This window comes from Mycobacterium sp. NPDC048908, assembly GCF_043197955.1.
Classification (GTDB): domain Bacteria; phylum Actinomycetota; class Actinomycetes; order Mycobacteriales; family Mycobacteriaceae; genus Mycobacterium.
In genome coordinates this window covers 719972-734505 of record NZ_JBICUE010000002.1, presented here as the reverse complement: position 1 = coordinate 734505, position 14534 = coordinate 719972, and the positions used below count along the sequence as shown (strand labels likewise).

The following is a 14534-nucleotide window of genomic DNA, read 5'->3' as shown; positions in this document are numbered from 1 at the left end:
AGAAGACAACCGATTTTCTGACCAGCGGTTTTGGCACGATCTTTACGATTTTTGGCGGCCCTTGACCATGGTGAGCACATCTGGGCCGTACTGCTCCAGCTTGCGCGCGCCGATGCCGGGAATTGCGACCAGCGCAGCGTCGTCGGTGGGCAGCGTCTCGGCGATCGCGATCAGCGTGTTGTCGGTGAATACCACATAGGCGGGCACGCTCATCTCCTTCGAGATGCGTAGGCGCCAGTCCTTCAGCTGGGCGAGCAGTTCCTCGTCGATGTCCGACGGGCAGGTCTCGCAGCGACGCAGCATGATCGCGGGCGGTGTGCTCAAGGCGCCGTTGCAGACCCGGCAGCGCGGTGTGGCGCCGCGGGCACGGCGAGGCTTGCTCGGCGAGGCGTCACCGGGCGACTGAGGGGCGATGCCGTTGAGGAAGCGAGACGGCCGCCGACTCTGCCGGCCACCAGGCGCTCGCGCCAGCGCCCAACTGAGCGCCAAATGCACTCTGGCCCTTGTGATCCCCACATAAAGCAGCCGGCGCTCCTCTTCGACGGGCTCGCTGTCCGGGCCGTGCGCCAATGCATGGGAGATCGGCAAGGTGTTGTCCGCAAGGCCGACAAGGAACACCGCGTCCCACTCCAGCCCCTTGGCGGCGTGCAGCGACGCCAGCGTGACACCCTGCACTGTCGGAGGGTGTCGCGCATCGGCTCGCTGCCGTAGCTCGGCGAGCAACGAGCGAAGATCCAGGGCCGGCCGCAACGCCACCTCTTCGTCGACGAGCTCGGCCAGCGCGGCAAGGGCCTCCCACCGTTCGCGGGCCCGGGTACCTGCGGGCGGCTCCGCGGTCAAGCCGAGCGGCTCGAGCACCGCGCGAACGATGGCAGGCAGCTCGCCTTCGGTCTCACGTTCGGCGGCCCGCTGCAGCGCCAGCATCGCCTGACGGATCTCCTGGCGACTGAAGAACCCTTCGCCGCCGCGTACCTGGAAGGGCACGCCCGCCGCTGTGAGTGCCTCCTCGTAGACCTCGGATTGGGCGTTGATGCGGTAGAGCACCGCGATCTCAGCGGCCGGGGTGCCTGCTTCGATGAGGTTTTTGATCTTCTTGGCGACGGCCGTGGCCTCGGCCACCTCGTCGGGGTGCTCGGTGAAGGTCGGATTGGGTCCCGGGTCGCGCTGGCCCACCAGGTGCAGCTTGCTGCCTGCCATCCGGCCGCGGGCCGCGGCGATCACCCTGTTGGCCAGCGACACCACCTGAGGGGTTGACCGGTAGTCGCGCTCGAGTCGCACCACCGCGGCGTCGGGGAAGCGTCGCGAGAAGTCCAGCAGGTAGCGCGGGGTGGCGCCGGTGAACGAATAGATGGTCTGGTTGGCGTCACCAACCACCGTGAGGTCGTCGCGGTTGCCCAGCCACGCGTCGAGCACCCGCTGCTGCAGCGGCGTGACGTCCTGGTACTCGTCGACAACGAAGCAGCGGTAGCGGTCGCGGAATTCCTGCGCGACGGCGTCGTCGTTCTCGATCGCGGCTGCGGTGTGCAGCAGCAGATCATCGAAGTCGAGCAAGGTCATACCGTCGTGACGCGCCTTGAGCTTCTCGTATGCGGCGTAGACGCCGGCGATCTTCGCGGCGTCGAACGGGATATCGCGGCCTGCCGTTGCGACGGCGCCCGCGTAACCCTCGGGGCTGATCAAAGATGCCTTGGCCCATTCGATTTCGCTTGCCAGGTCGCGCACATCGTCGGTGCTGGTCGACACTCCGACGCGATTGGCGGCCTGCGCCACAACTGCGAACTTGGTGTCGAGCAGTTGCCATGTGGTGTCGCCGACGACGCGCGGCCAGAAGTACGACAGCTGGCGGCGCGCTGCGGCGTGAAACGTCATCGCCTGCACCGATTCGGCGGACACGCCTGCCCAGTTGTCGCTGAGCGCCCGCAACCGGCCGCGCATCTCACCCGCCGCGCGCGCGGTGAAGGTGACCGCGAGCACCTGGTGAGGCGCGACGTGTCCGGCCGCGACGAGGTGGGCGATGCGACGGGTGATGGTGCGCGTCTTGCCGGTGCCTGCGCCCGCCAGCACGCAGACCGGGCCACGGGCGGCCAGCACGGCTTCTCGCTGTTCGTCGTCGAGGTCAGCGACGAGCACGTCGTGCGATACAGACGCCTCGACCGACATGCCGTCCATCTTGGCAGGGGGCTGTGACATATGCCGGACGCGGCGCGGGCATGTTGGCGGGATCCGATACGTTGACAGTTCTATGAGCTCCGCGACTTCTCAACTGACCATGTACAGCACCTCGTGGTGTGGTTACTGCTTCCGCCTGAAGAAGGTTCTCAAGGCGGAGGGCATCCCGTTCACCGAGGTCGATATCGAAACCGACACAGCGGCGGCGGAGTTCGTGGCGTCGGTCAACGGAGGCAATCAGACGGTGCCGACGGTCAGGTTCGCCGACGGTTCGACCCTGACCAACCCCAGCGGCGCCGAGGTGAAGGCGAAGCTGGCGAAATAACGCCAGCTAACCTCGTGGTTCGGCGTGCTTCGGACAACGCTTCCTTGCCACTCCGAACAACGCTGGTTATTGACGACTTGGTGACGAATTGGTGATGTTTGATTTGCCAAAAGACAGGCAATAGCTAATCGCGCTTTCTCGCGGAGCAAACCATCGGGGGGCTCGGCGTGGCCACGGGTAGACGTCGTGACGGAGTGGTGGTGCTGTCGACGAGCCGCGCTTTGCCGGCGGTAGACGAAATGGCGGCCGCCTGATGGCCACCCAGCGAACAGCCCTCATCACCGGCGTCAGCGGTCAGGGTGGCAGATACCTCGCTGAGCTGTTGGTGTCCGAGGGATACCGCGTCTACGGGCTGATCCGCGGCCAGAACAACCCCAAGGATGAACCGCTGCGCGCCGAGATCCCGCGACTGCTGCCCCTTTACGGCGATGTGCTGGACCCCTCGAGCCTGCATCAAGCGCTTGCCGATGCGCGCCCCGACGAGGTCTACAACCTGGCCGCCATCACCTACGTCGGCTATTCATGGAAGATCCCGCACCTGACCCGCGACGTCACCGGCGGCGTGCTCAACATGCTGGAGGCAGTGCGGTGCTACCAACAGGCCACCGGGCACGATGTGCGGTACTACCAAGCCTCCAGCGCGGAGATGTATGGCAAGGCCTACGAGATCCCACTCCGCGAGACATCACCGTTTCATCCCCGCTCACCCTATGGCGCGGCGAAGGCCTACGGCCACTACATGACCATCAACTACCGCGAGTCCTACGGCATGCACGCCAGCTCGGCGATCCTTTTCAATCATGAATCTCCGCGCCGCGGAACAGAATTCGTCACTCGGCGGATTTCCCGAGCGGTGGCGCGGATCTCTCTGGGGCTTCAGGACAGCGTGTCGCTCGGCAACTTGGAGGCGCTACGGGACTGGGGATTCGCCGGCGACTACGTCCAGCCCATGTACCTGATGCTGCAGCAGGACGAACCCGATGATTACGTGCTGGCGACCGGCGAGGCGCATACGGTTTCGGAGTTCCTCGATCTGGCCTTTGCGGTCATCGGCGTCGACGACTGGGCGCCCCATGTCCGCGTCGATGCCGCGCGGTTGCGGCCCGCCGAGGTGGACGTGCTCATCGGCGACGCTTCCAAGGCACACGCCGAGTTGGGCTGGAAACCTGAACTGTCGTTCGAGGAACTCGTCGAACTGATGGTCACCAGCGACATCCGCGCCGAATCGGGTCAGTCTTGAGCGGCCCAGGATTCGATGATCTCCCGAGCGATCGAGATCGATCCGGGCAGCAGCAGCCGCGACGGTGAGTCGCTGTTCCAATCGCCGTGGGCGAGCGCTTCACGGATCTCGGCCCGGGTGAACCACGACGCCTCGGCGATCTCGCCGTCGTTGAACGAGAATTCCTGCTCCGGGTCGCCGATAGCGTGGAAGCCGACCATCAGCGAGCGGGGGAACGGCCACGGCTGACTGCCGAGGTAGCGGATGTCGGTCACGGTGATCCCGATCTCCTCGGCGATTTCGCGGGCGACGCAGCCCTCGAACGACTCGCCCGCCTCGACGAAACCGGCCAGCAAGGAGAACAACCGCTCGGGCCAAACGGTCTGGCGGGCCAGCACGGCGCGGTCGTGGCCGTCGTGCACCAGGCAGATCACCGCGGGGTCGATACGAGGGAACTCCTCGTGTCCGTTGGTGGCGTTGACGCGGGCCCAGCCGCCCTTGATCGGCTTGGTGGGCGCGCCGTCGACCGCGCTGAACCGGGCACGATCATGCCAGTTCAGCAGCGCGGTGGCCGTGGCGACGAGTTGTGCGCTGACGTCGTCGAAGATCTGCCCGGCGCGGCGCAGATCGAGTACCTCGGTTTCGGCGTGCGGATCCTCGGGCCCTTCCAGCGCGGAGCGAATCCCCCACACGTGGCGACCGTCCGCGAGGCGCCCGAGGAACACCGCGTTCTCCGGTGGCTTGTCGCCGAGCTTGGCCGCGCTGCCCAACACGACCTGGCCGCCGGAGATGAGCACCTGGTTGCGGCGGTCGACGCGCAACAGCCGGGCATCGGGCCAACCCGCGATCGCGGCGTCGATGTCGGTGCGCAACGCGTCGGCACGGTCGGCCCCGACACGGGACAGCAGCGGAACGTTACGGAGTTCGAAACCCGTTGTCATCGTTCGGCTTCCGCGCTGCGGATGTAGAGCAGCCGGTCGCCGAGCTCGAGGGCGTCGACTTCGGGGGCATCGACGCGTAACAGTTCGCCGCCACGGACGACGCCGAGCACGATGTCGGACAGGTGCCGTGGCGAACCGCCGACCTCCTTCGGGCTGACTTCCCGTTCGGCCAGTGCGAACCCGGCGTCCGGGGTCAATAGGTCTTCCATCATCTCGACAACGCTCGGGGTCTGCGTGGCGATACCAAGCAGCCTGCCCGCGGTCTCCGATGACACCACTGTCGAATCGGCCCCGGACTGGCGCAGCAGGTGCTGGTTCTCGGCTTCCCGCGCCGCGGCGATGATCTTGGCCTTGGGCGCCAGTTCGCGGGCTGTCAGCGTGACCAGTACCGCGCTGGCGTCGTCGTCGGTCGCGACGATGATCGAAGTCGCGTGTTGGGCGCTGGCCAGTCGCAGCACCTCGGACTTGGTCGCGTCGCCGTGCACGGTGACAAGGCCCGCGCTTTTGGCCCGTTCGAGCGCCGCGGCGTTTTCATCGACGACGACGATGTCTGCGGGCGCCACCTCGTCGCCGACCATCGCGCTGACGGCTGTCCTGCCCTTGGTGCCGTACCCGACGACGACGGTGTGGTTGCGCACTCTGCTCCTCCATCGCTGAATCTTCAACGCCTGGCGCGACTGGGTGGTCAGCGTTTCCACCGTGGTACCGATGAGGACGATCAGGAACGCCACCCGCAGCGGCGTGATCACCAGCACGTTGACCAGCCGCGCCGACGGTGTGACCGGAGTGATGTCGCCGTATCCGGTCGTCGACAACGACACCGTCGCGTAGTACAGGCAGTCGAGGAATGACAGCCCTCCACGAGCATCGGGGTGGCCGATTTCATCTCTGACGTCGCGGTAGCCGTGGCGGTCCAGGTACACGATCAACACCGCGGCGAACAACGCCAGCGCCGCGTAGACGATCCTGCGGAAGATGCGCTGACCAGGGCTGACAAACGGCTCGGGAATGCGAAGGATGTCGACGAGCGCGGCGTCCGGTCGTGAAGTCAGGTTCTCGTCGATCGCCTCGAGGCGGCGTCGCAACCTGCCTTTAGCCACGGGAACCCGCCATCGATCCGAGTGGGCGCACGCCACAATGTAACCATGACCTCTCCCCCGCCCGAACTGCAGCAGATCGCCAACCCGACCCCGGCGTTCCGGATGGCCGCGATGCTGCTGGGCATCGGCGCGCTGCACTTCGTTTCGCCCAAGCCGTTCGACAGCATCGTCCCTGCCGATCTGCCGGGCAGCCAGCGGTTCTACACCTATGCCTCCGGCGCGGCCGAGGTCACCACCGGCGCGCTGTTGTTGTCGGCGCGCACCCGAAAGCTCGGCGCGTTGTCGGCCGTCGCGTTGTTCCTCGCGGTGTTTCCGGCGAACGTCAACATGTGCCTGTTGTGGAAGGACAAGCCGCTGTTCATGCGGCTGGGCGCGTTCGCACGCCTACCGCTGCAGATCCCGATGGTCATGTCGGCGCTGAAGATCTACCGCAGCTGCTAGGCGGCGTCCAGAAGCGCGACGAGATCGTCGGCACCGGGCAGCGTGTCGGGGGTGACGGTCCGCCCGGACCGGACGTAGTGGAACGCCGCCCGCACCATGTCGGGTGGGCAGCCCTGAAGTTGCGCCCACGCCAGCCGGTACACGGCGAGCTGAATCGCCGCGTGTTGCATGGCTTCCGCTGTGTCGGGCGGGTCGCCAGTCTTCCAGTCCACCACCGTGGTTCCGCCGTCGTCGTCGGCGAAGACCGCGTCGATCCTGCCCCGCACCACACGACCGGCGATGACCATGTCGAACGGCACCTCCACATCGATCGGTGTGCAGGCCGCCCACGGCGACAGCGCGAACGCAACCTGCAGTTCGGCGAGTTCTTCGGCGTCTCCTGCTTCGCGGTCGGCCGCGCCGGGCAGGTCGTCGAGGTCGAACAGCCGCTCGGCGTGGAAGAACCGCTGTACCCAATCGTGGAATGCGGTGCCCAGCAACGCATGTGGGTCAGGCCGCGTCGGCAGGCGGCGGCGCAGGCGTTGCGCGACCGCCTCGGGGTTGCGGCCAAGCTCGACCAGCGTGCTGACCGAGAGTTGGGTGGGCAGCGGCGGCGCAATCGGGTCTTCGGCACGCAAGCGCTCCGCCAGCAGTGCGTCGACGTCGGCGACCCATCCGTCGACGTCATCGGCATCGGCGGCGAGGCCGCCGGACATCGCCCGCGTCACCAGCGCCGCGCCGTTGTCGACGTGCGTCCGCTGCGCGCCGACCGGGTCAATGGGCCACAGCGCTTCGATCGTTTTGTCCCGCAACGGATTCGATGATCCCTCGGGCGGCGTAGGTGCCCATTGTTCGACGACGCCGCAGGGGTCGCCTGAGGCTTCCGACGTGTCGATGATGTCCTTGAGTTCGCAGAGGAAATCCGACGGGCCGCGGGGTTTCGCCTCGGTGGCACCCCAGTGGTGGCCTGACAGCAGCAGGGTGTCCTCGGCGCGGGTCAGCGCGACGTAGAGCAGCCTGCGCTCCTCGTCGATGCGGCGCTGCTCCAGGCTGCGCCTGTGGTCGGATATCTTGTCGGACAACTGTTTTCGATCGGTGACATCGGACGTGTCGAGCACCGGGACACCGTAGTCGGAAACGGTGGCCCTGTCGCCGCGCAGCAGCGGTGGCAGATCCCCGGCGTCGGTCAGCCAGGTGCGTGTCGACGCCGTCGAAGGAAACACCCGGCCGCTGAGATGCGGGACCGCGACCACCTGCCATTCCAGCCCCTTGGCGGCGTGCACGGTCAGGATCTGCACCCTATCGCTGGCGACGCTGATTTCCGCAGGGGCGAGGCCGTTCTCGACCTGCTCGGCGGCTTCGAGATAGGCAAGCAGGCCGGACACCGTCGCGCCCGGTCGGGCGGCCACGTCGGCCACCACATCGGCGAACGCGTCGAGATGTTCGGCGCCGCACCAACCTGCGGTCACCGGTCTGGCGGCACGCACCTCGGCGTCGAGGCCGAGAACCCGGCGCACCTCGGCGACGAGGTCGGGCAGCGGATGCGTCAAATGCGCTCGCAGCGCGGTCAACTCGCGACCGAGCGCGATGATCCGGCGGTGTCCCGCCTCGGAGTAGGCGTCCGCCGGGCCGGGGTCGCAGATCGCGTCGGCCAGACACGCCGAGTCCGCATCCCCGGCGGCCTGCGCCACGATCTGCTCGGTGGTGACGTCGCGCATCGGTCGGTCATCCAAGTCGACGGCGCGTCGCCACAGTGCGGCGACGTCGCGACCGCCGAGCCGCCACCGGGGGCCGGTGAGCACCCGCATGGCCGCCGACCCCGCAGTCGGGTCGACCACCAGGCGCAGCATCGCGACGAGATCGGCGACCTCGGGCACCGCCAGCAGCCCGGCAAGACCGACGACCTCGACAGGAACGCCGCGTGCGGTCAGCGCATCGGCCATCGGTGCGGCATCGGCGTTGCGCCGCACCAGCACCGCCGCGGTCGGTGCCGCGCCGCCGGTTTCCCGGGCGCCGTGATAGATGCTCGCCACATGATCTGCCACCCAATCGCGTTCGGCCGCCACATCGTTCAGCAGGGCACAGCGGATGACGCCGGGCTGCGCGTTTGGCCGGGGCCGCAGCGACCGCACCGCGACAGACCTGCGCCGCGCCTCGGCGGACACCGCGTTGGCCAGATGCAGCGCTCGCGGCGGATTGCGCCAGCTGGTACGCAATTCGAGGGTGGGCGCTGGGGTTCCGTCCGCGCGGGGGAAGTCGGTGGTGAACCGCGGCAGGTTGGTCGCCGAGGCGCCACGCCAGCCATAGATCGACTGGATCGGGTCGCCGACGGCCGTCAGCGCCAAGCCGTCGTCGACACCGCGGCCGAACAGCGATGACAGCGCCACCCGCTGGGCGTGCCCGGTGTCTTGGTACTCGTCGAGCAGCACCACCCGGTAGCGATCGCGCAGTTGCGCACCGACTTGCGGGAACATCGATGCCAGCTGGGCCGCCGAGGCCATCTGCATGCCGAAGTCCATCACCTTCTCGGCGCGCATGCGCGCGTGCAGCGCGTCGATCAACGGCACCAGTTGAGTGCGTTCGGTCTGGGTGGCCAGCAGGCGCAGCAGCCATTGGCTGGGCCCGCGGTCGCGCTGGTACGGTCCTGCGGGCAGCGTGTGCACCAACCGTTCCAGCTCGACATGGGTGTCGCGCAGTTGCTCGGTGTCGACGAGGTGCTCTGCCAGCTGACCCGCGAGCCGCAGCACCATCGCGGTGATGGCGGCCGGACTCTTCTCGGTGTCGAGGTGCCGCGGATGTTCACAGACCACCCGAAAAGCCAACTGCCACAGCTCCGTTTCGCTGAGCAGTCTGGTGTCGGGCTCGACCGGCAGCAACAGGCCGTGCTCGCGCAGCAAGTTACCGGCGAAGGCGTGGTAGGTGCTGACGGTGGCTGGGTCGTCGGCGACGTCTGCAGCGGGGACGAGACCCGCGCCCGCGAGCCGCGCCAGCCGGGTGCGCACGCGGCGCAACAGCTGACCTGCGGCCTTGCGGGTGAACGTCAAGCCGAGCACTTCGCCGGGGCGGGCGTAGCCGTTCGCCACCAGCCACACCACCCGCGCCGCCATGGTTTCTGTCTTGCCGGCGCCGGCACCCGCGATGACCACCAGCGGACCCGGCGGCGCGGCGATGACCGCGGCCTGTTCCTCGGTGGGTGCGAAAAGGCCCAAGGCGGAGGCTAATTCGTCGGGGCTGTAGCTCATGACCGTCCCCCCGCCGCGTGTTGGGCCGGGCACATGGCCCGAACCGGGCAGTGCGCGCAGCCGTCGTTGATCCGCGCGACGAATTCCGGCCCCTGCGTGGCGTCCGCTGCTTGCTGCACCAGCGTGAGCCATTCCGCGCGGCTGTCGTCGTTCTGCGGATCCTGCACTCGCTCGGTGGCGCTACCTGCCGAGGTCTTACCGAGATAGACCAACATGCCGCCGCCGGGCGTATCACCCTGTGGCAGCAGCCGTTCTGCGACCGCCAGCTGGTACATCGCCAATTGGGCATGGCGTTTCGCGTCGTCCTTGCTGACCGGGGTCTTGCCGGTCTTGATGTCGACGACCACCAGTCGGCCCGCCGCGTCGCGCTCCAGCCGATCGAGGCGACCCCGCAACCGTATCTTGCCTCCGACCGTGCCGTCGACGTCGATCTCCGTGCCGACCTCGGTGAGCTCGCCGCGCGTCTGCGCCCGCCACTGCGCGAATGTCGAGAGCATCGCGCGGTGCCGCGCCAGTTCATTGTCCGAATACCACTGCGCGTCGAACGGCAGCTTGCTCCAGAGCTTTTCGAGCTCGTTGAGCATCTGGCTCTCGGTTTTGCCTGGCTCAGCGACCAAGGCATGCAGCAGCGACCCGATGGCGGACCGGACATCTCGTCCTTCTGTGCCGCCGTGGCGTTCGAGCAGCCAGCGCAGCGGGCAGTCGGTCAAGGTCTGCAGCGTCGAGGGCGACAACGTGACGATGTGATCGTCGCCTGCCCACAGCGGCTCGGCACTGGACAGCGGAGTCATGCCATACCACTGCTCCGGATCAGCACCGGCCACGCCCGCCTGCGCGAGCCGTGCCAATTGTGTTGCCGCGCAGGCACGTACCATGTCGGTTACGGTGCCCGGCGCCGCGCACACCACGGCGCGCAGCCGCCCGACCAGGTCGGGCGGGGTCAGCACAGGCGGCGCCTGAATGACTGCGGGTGGATCGGTGTCGAGGTCGGTGGCCAGCGCCGCCAACTCGTAGCAGAACGGCGACGGCAGCATCGCCTCGTCTCCGCTGTCGCTGTCGACCGCGGTGACCAGCAGCCGGTGACGCGCGCGGCCCATCGCGGAGACCAGCAGCCTGCGCTCCTCGGCGAGCAGCGGCGCCCGACTCGACAATCCGCGGTCGGCCTCCGTGACGACGCCGTCCATAACATCGACGAGGCGTTGGGTGGCCAGCACGCCGCCGCGCGGAGTCGTGTTGGGCCACAGCCCTTCCTGCAGGCCCGCGATGACGACGAAGTCCCACTCGCCGTCGAGGGCGGCGTGCGCGCTGAGGACCGCGACCGCGTCTGGGTCCGGTCGCTGATCACCAGAGGCCGCAGGCAGTCCCATCGCTTCGACGTGGTCGATGAGACCACGCAGCGACGCGCCCGGCGTCCGGCTCACGTACTGTTCGGCGACGTCGAACAGCGCGGTCACCGCGTCGAGGTCGCGGTCGGCCTGCGCGCCGCCGATGCCGCCGCGTTCGCTGGCTGCGAGCCAGCGCCGCTGCAGGCCGGATCGATGCCACGCCTGCCACAGGAGGTAGCGCGGATCCTCACCGTCGGCGGCGCTGGTGCGCGCGGCGGCGAGTACGGCACGCACGCGGCGCAGCGGGCGGCCGAGTTCGGCCGAGACGACGTCGGAGTCGGCGGTGAGGGCGTCGACCAGCAGGTCGGTGGACTCCCGCGGCGGCTGGCTGCCGTCGGCCCGGCGCAGCGCGCGCCGCAGCTGACGCAGCGACACCGGATCCACTCGACCGATGGGCCCGGTCAGCAGCGACAACGCGTGGTCGCCGTCCAGTCCGCGCGCCGTTGCCTCGAGCACCGTCAGCAGCGCGCGCACCGCGGGCTGCTCTGCCAGCGGCGTGCTCGGCGACGGGGCCTCCACAGGGACGCCCGCCGCGAGCAGGGCACGCGCCAGCGGCGCGCCGGTCCTGGGAACCGACCGCACGATCACCACCATCCGCGACCAGGACACGCCGTCGACCAGGTGCGCGCGGCGCAGCGCGTCGGCGATCACCGCCGCCTCGGCGTGCGGCGTCGCGGCGATGCGGACGGCGAGCGCTCCCTGGCCGTCGCCGGCACCCGTCAGCGCGCGCGTCGCGTCGGCGCCCGGCAGTCGTTGGGCAACGGCGGTGACGGCGTCGGCGATGGCAGGCGCGCACCGAAACGAGCGGCTGAGGGCCAGGGCCGGCCCTTCGCCGCGCAGCAGGGACGGATCGGCGCCGCGGTAGCCGAACACGGATTGGGTGGCATCGCCCGCGATGATGGTCAGTTCGGCGCCCGCGGACAGCACCCGTACAAGGTGGGCCGCCTGGGGATCGAGGTGCTGCGCATCGTCGACGAGCAGCAGCTTGATCCGGTTGCGCTCCGCGGCAAGCAGATCCGCGTCGGTTGCAAACACGTCGAGTGCGGCGCCGACGAGTTCGGCGGCGCCGAGCGCGGGCACGGTGGCCTGCGGCGCTGCCATGCCGACTGCGGAGCGCAACAGCATGATCTGTTCGTAGGCTTGCGCGAATTGTCCGGCAGCCATCCATTCCGGCCGGCCGTAGGTGCGTCCGATGCGTTGCAGTGCAACCGGATCCACACCACGCTCGGTGCAGCGACCCAACAGGTCACGCAATTCGGTGGCGAACCCGACGGTGCTCAGCGCGGGGCGCAGTTGGCTGGGCCAGGACACCGGAGATGCGTCACCGTCCTCCAGGTCGCCTGCCAGCAGTTCGCGGATGATGCCGTCCTGCTCGGCGCTGGTGATCAGGCGCGGCGGCGCATCGCCGTTGCGCTGCGCGGCCAACCGCAGCACCGCGAACGCATACGAGTGCACGGTGCGGACCAGGGGTTCGCGGACCACCGCGCGGCCGCCCGCCGACAACAACGCGGACGTGATGGCCGCGCGCGCCTTGGCGCCGAGCCGGGCCGAACCCGTCAGCAGCAGGACCGATTCCGGGTCGGTGCCCGCGGCGATGTGCGCGGTGGCGGCGCGAATCAGCAAGCTGCTCTTACCCGTACCGGCGCCGCCCAGCACGCGCACCACACCGCGCAAGCCCGGTTCGGTCAAGGAGGCCGGCGTCAGTTCGGTCTGTGGTGCGGACATGAGGGAATGACACCACGGGGGTCCGACATTCAGCCGTCACCGGCTACTGGCAGCATCGACTCCGTGACCGATCTGCTGCACGTGCACCGCTACGGACCCCCTCGCCCGCCGCAGATACTCGCCGTGCACGGCCTGACCGGCCATGGCCGGCGATGGCAGACGCTGGCGACGCGGCACCTTTCGGACTTCGCGATCGTGGCGCCCGATCTGATCGGGCACGGCCGGTCGTCATGGGCGGCGCCGTGGAGCATCGACGCGAATGTCGCCGCGCTGGCCGACCTGCTCGACGCCGAAGCCAGCGGCCCGGTGGTGGTGGTCGGGCATTCGTTCGGCGGGGCCGTCGCGCTGAATCTGGCTGCCGCGCGGCCGGATCTGGTCGCGTCGCTGGTGCTGCTCGATCCCGCCGTCGGTCTGGACGGCGAGTGGATGCGCGACATCGCCGACGACATGTTCGCCTCGCCGGACTACACCGACCGGGCTGAAGCCCGCTCGGAGAAGGCCAACGGCTCCTGGGGCGAGGTAGACGCCGAGGAACTGGACCGCGAACTCGACGAGCACCTGGTCGGCCTGCCCGGCGGCCGCACCGGTTGGCGGATCAGCATCCCGGCGATGTTGTCGTACTGGAGCGAGCTGTCTCGGCCGATTCGCCTGCCCCGCAACGGAATACCGATCACATTGGTGCTCGCCACCAAGACGCAACCGCCGTATGTCACCGAGGAACTGCTGACCTCGCTGTCCGGGCGGCCCGAGTCCACGCTGCTGGAGTTCGACTGCGATCACATGGTGCCGCAGGCGCGCCCCGCCGACACCGCGGCGGTGATCCGCACGCAGTTGGAGCGCGGCTGAGGTGGCCGCGGTCACCGATGAGCAGGTCGAGGCCGTGCGCGCGCTGGTCGCAGCCATTCCGCCGGGCCGGGTGTCGACCTACGGTGACATCGCCGACGCGGCGGGGCTTTCCAGCCCGCGCATCGTGGGCTGGATCATGCGCATCGACTCGTCGGACCTGCCTTGGCATCGGGTGATCCGGGCGTCGGGCAGGCCGGCGCCGCACCTGACCACACGCCAACTCGAGCTGTTGCGGGCCGAAGGGGTGTTGGCCGACGACGGCCGCGTCAACCTCGCCGAAGTGCGCCACGAGTTCTAGCGCTACAGCACCAGGCGCACCAAGGCGGCGGTGCGGGCCAGGCCAGGGAACGCGGCGCCCGTCGACCGCGGATGCAATGCATGCACGGCGAGCCGGAACATCAACGCCCGCAACAACATCTGCGGCCATTCCGGCAGCGGGCTCCAGCGCTCGATCAGCCCGTCGTCGGCCTCGCCCCATGACAGCGCATCGACGACCACGACTCCCGCCGCCCATGACGACGGCCGCCAGTACGGGGTGATGTCGGTGATGCCCGGCGCCGCGGTGCCTGCGAAAAGCACTGTGCCGTACAGGTCGCCGTGCACCAGCTGGTTGGGGCTCTTCGTCGGCCTGCGCAGCGCGGCCAGTTGGTTGATGAGTTCGACCGAGCGCTGGCCGTCCGGGGTGCCCGGTGACACTCGAGCACCCGCGGGCAGGGAGTGCAGCGGTCGTTCCTCCCACGCAGCGCGGTCGGCGGCGATGAACACGTCTACGTCTGCCCACGGCGCGACGGGTGGCTGGGTCAGGAAGCGAGGCCGCTCCAGCTTGGCCGTCGCTTCGTGGAGCCGCACCGCGGCCGACACCACCTCGTCGTGGCGCGGCTCGGGCGTCCCTGCGACATACGTGTCGGCTCGCCAGCCCGCCACCACATAGCGGCCGTCGGTCGAGCGCACCGGCCGCGCCAACCGCACCCCGTCGACGAACAACGTCTCGCGAACCTTGGCCGACCAGGCGGCGCGGGCGTGGTCGGCCACCATCGACAGCACCACTTCACCGCAACGCCAGCCGCCTTCCCAGCTGGAGCCGAGCGCGACCGGTCCCACACCGGTCAATCCGAACGCCGCCAGCACATGGTCCGGCGGCCGTTCGACACTCACCACCTCA

At 68.9% G+C, this 14534-nt stretch carries 11 protein-coding genes; 5 read left to right on the top strand and 6 right to left on the bottom strand.

The genetic code is table 11. The features are described 5' to 3' along the window. Window positions 1-42: 42 nt before the first annotated feature. A complete protein-coding gene (locus ACGFK1_RS08190; RefSeq protein WP_393427890.1) occupies window positions 43-2160 on the bottom strand; it encodes an ATP-dependent DNA helicase UvrD2 in 2118 nt (705 codons plus the stop codon). Window positions 2161-2242: 82 nt separating this feature from the next. On the opposite strand from ACGFK1_RS08190, the gene mrx1 reads away from it, so the two are divergent. Further along, a complete protein-coding gene (gene mrx1 / locus ACGFK1_RS08185) occupies window positions 2243-2494 on the top strand; it encodes a mycoredoxin Mrx1 (protein ID WP_393427726.1) in 252 nt (83 codons plus the stop codon). Between the two features lie 253 nt (window positions 2495-2747). After that, window positions 2748-3734 carry a GDP-mannose 4,6-dehydratase gene (locus ACGFK1_RS08180; protein WP_393427725.1) on the top strand — a complete coding sequence of 329 codons (987 nt, stop codon included), beginning with the start codon at window positions 2748-2750 and terminating at the stop codon, window positions 3732-3734. Here the strand turns inward: ACGFK1_RS08180 and nudC are convergent. Beyond that, a complete protein-coding gene (nudC, locus tag ACGFK1_RS08175) occupies window positions 3725-4654 on the bottom strand; it encodes an NAD(+) diphosphatase (RefSeq protein ID WP_393427724.1) in 930 nt (309 codons plus the stop codon). The genes ACGFK1_RS08180 and nudC overlap by 10 nt on opposite strands. Next, window positions 4651-5754 (bottom strand): potassium channel family protein, encoded by a 1104-nt coding sequence (locus tag ACGFK1_RS08170; protein WP_393427723.1) that lies wholly within the window; start codon window positions 5752-5754, stop codon window positions 4651-4653. The genes nudC and ACGFK1_RS08170 overlap by 4 nt, the downstream gene beginning before the upstream one ends. A 45-nt stretch (window positions 5755-5799) precedes the next feature. Between ACGFK1_RS08170 and ACGFK1_RS08165 the strand changes: the two genes are divergently transcribed. Continuing rightward, on the top strand, window positions 5800-6195 hold the full coding sequence (locus ACGFK1_RS08165) for a hypothetical protein (protein ID WP_393427722.1): 396 nt from the start codon (window positions 5800-5802) through the stop codon (window positions 6193-6195). On the opposite strand, the gene ACGFK1_RS08160 is transcribed toward ACGFK1_RS08165, so the two are convergent. Next, window positions 6192-9416, bottom strand: a complete 3225-nt coding sequence (locus tag ACGFK1_RS08160) for an ATP-dependent helicase (RefSeq protein WP_393427721.1) — start codon at window positions 9414-9416, stop codon at window positions 6192-6194. The genes ACGFK1_RS08165 and ACGFK1_RS08160 overlap by 4 nt on opposite strands. Further along, window positions 9413-12526 carry an ATP-dependent helicase gene (locus tag ACGFK1_RS08155; protein WP_393427720.1) on the bottom strand — a complete coding sequence of 1038 codons (3114 nt, stop codon included), beginning with the start codon at window positions 12524-12526 and terminating at the stop codon, window positions 9413-9415. The genes ACGFK1_RS08160 and ACGFK1_RS08155 overlap by 4 nt, the downstream gene beginning before the upstream one ends. Before the next feature lie 63 nt (window positions 12527-12589). Here ACGFK1_RS08155 and ACGFK1_RS08150 point away from each other — a divergent pair, with 63 nt between their 5' ends. Together ACGFK1_RS08150 and ACGFK1_RS08145 are read left to right on the top strand one after the other, a co-directional pair. Beyond that, window positions 12590-13372 carry an alpha/beta fold hydrolase gene (locus ACGFK1_RS08150; RefSeq protein WP_393427719.1) on the top strand — a complete coding sequence of 261 codons (783 nt, stop codon included), beginning with the start codon at window positions 12590-12592 and terminating at the stop codon, window positions 13370-13372. 1 nt (window position 13373) lies between these two features. Then, complete coding sequence (locus tag ACGFK1_RS08145) at window positions 13374-13670, top strand: MGMT family protein (RefSeq protein WP_393427718.1); 297 nt, start codon at window positions 13374-13376, stop codon at window positions 13668-13670. A 2-nt stretch (window positions 13671-13672) separates the two neighbouring features. On the opposite strand, the gene ACGFK1_RS08140 is transcribed toward ACGFK1_RS08145, so the two are convergent. Further along, window positions 13673-14527: a TIGR02569 family protein gene (locus ACGFK1_RS08140; RefSeq protein WP_393427717.1), complete on the bottom strand. Its 855-nt coding sequence runs from the start codon at window positions 14525-14527 to the stop codon at window positions 13673-13675. Window positions 14528-14534: the final 7 nt, after the last annotated feature.

What these genes read in the sequence shown, in the direction of transcription:
- ACGFK1_RS08190 (WP_393427890.1), bottom strand. Translation starts at nt 2,160, where the DNA reads ATGTCGGTCGAGGCGTCTGTATCGCACGACGTGCTCGTCGCTGACCTC.
- mrx1 (WP_393427726.1), top strand. Translation starts at nt 2,243, where the DNA reads ATGAGCTCCGCGACTTCTCAACTGACCATGTACAGCACCTCGTGGTGT.
- ACGFK1_RS08180 (WP_393427725.1), top strand. Translation starts at nt 2,748, where the DNA reads ATGGCCACCCAGCGAACAGCCCTCATCACCGGCGTCAGCGGTCAGGGT.
- nudC (WP_393427724.1), bottom strand. Translation starts at nt 4,654, where the DNA reads ATGACAACGGGTTTCGAACTCCGTAACGTTCCGCTGCTGTCCCGTGTC.
- ACGFK1_RS08165 (WP_393427722.1), top strand. Translation starts at nt 5,800, where the DNA reads ATGACCTCTCCCCCGCCCGAACTGCAGCAGATCGCCAACCCGACCCCG.
- ACGFK1_RS08160 (WP_393427721.1), bottom strand. Translation starts at nt 9,416, where the DNA reads ATGAGCTACAGCCCCGACGAATTAGCCTCCGCCTTGGGCCTTTTCGCA.
- ACGFK1_RS08155 (WP_393427720.1), bottom strand. Translation starts at nt 12,526, where the DNA reads ATGTCCGCACCACAGACCGAACTGACGCCGGCCTCCTTGACCGAACCG.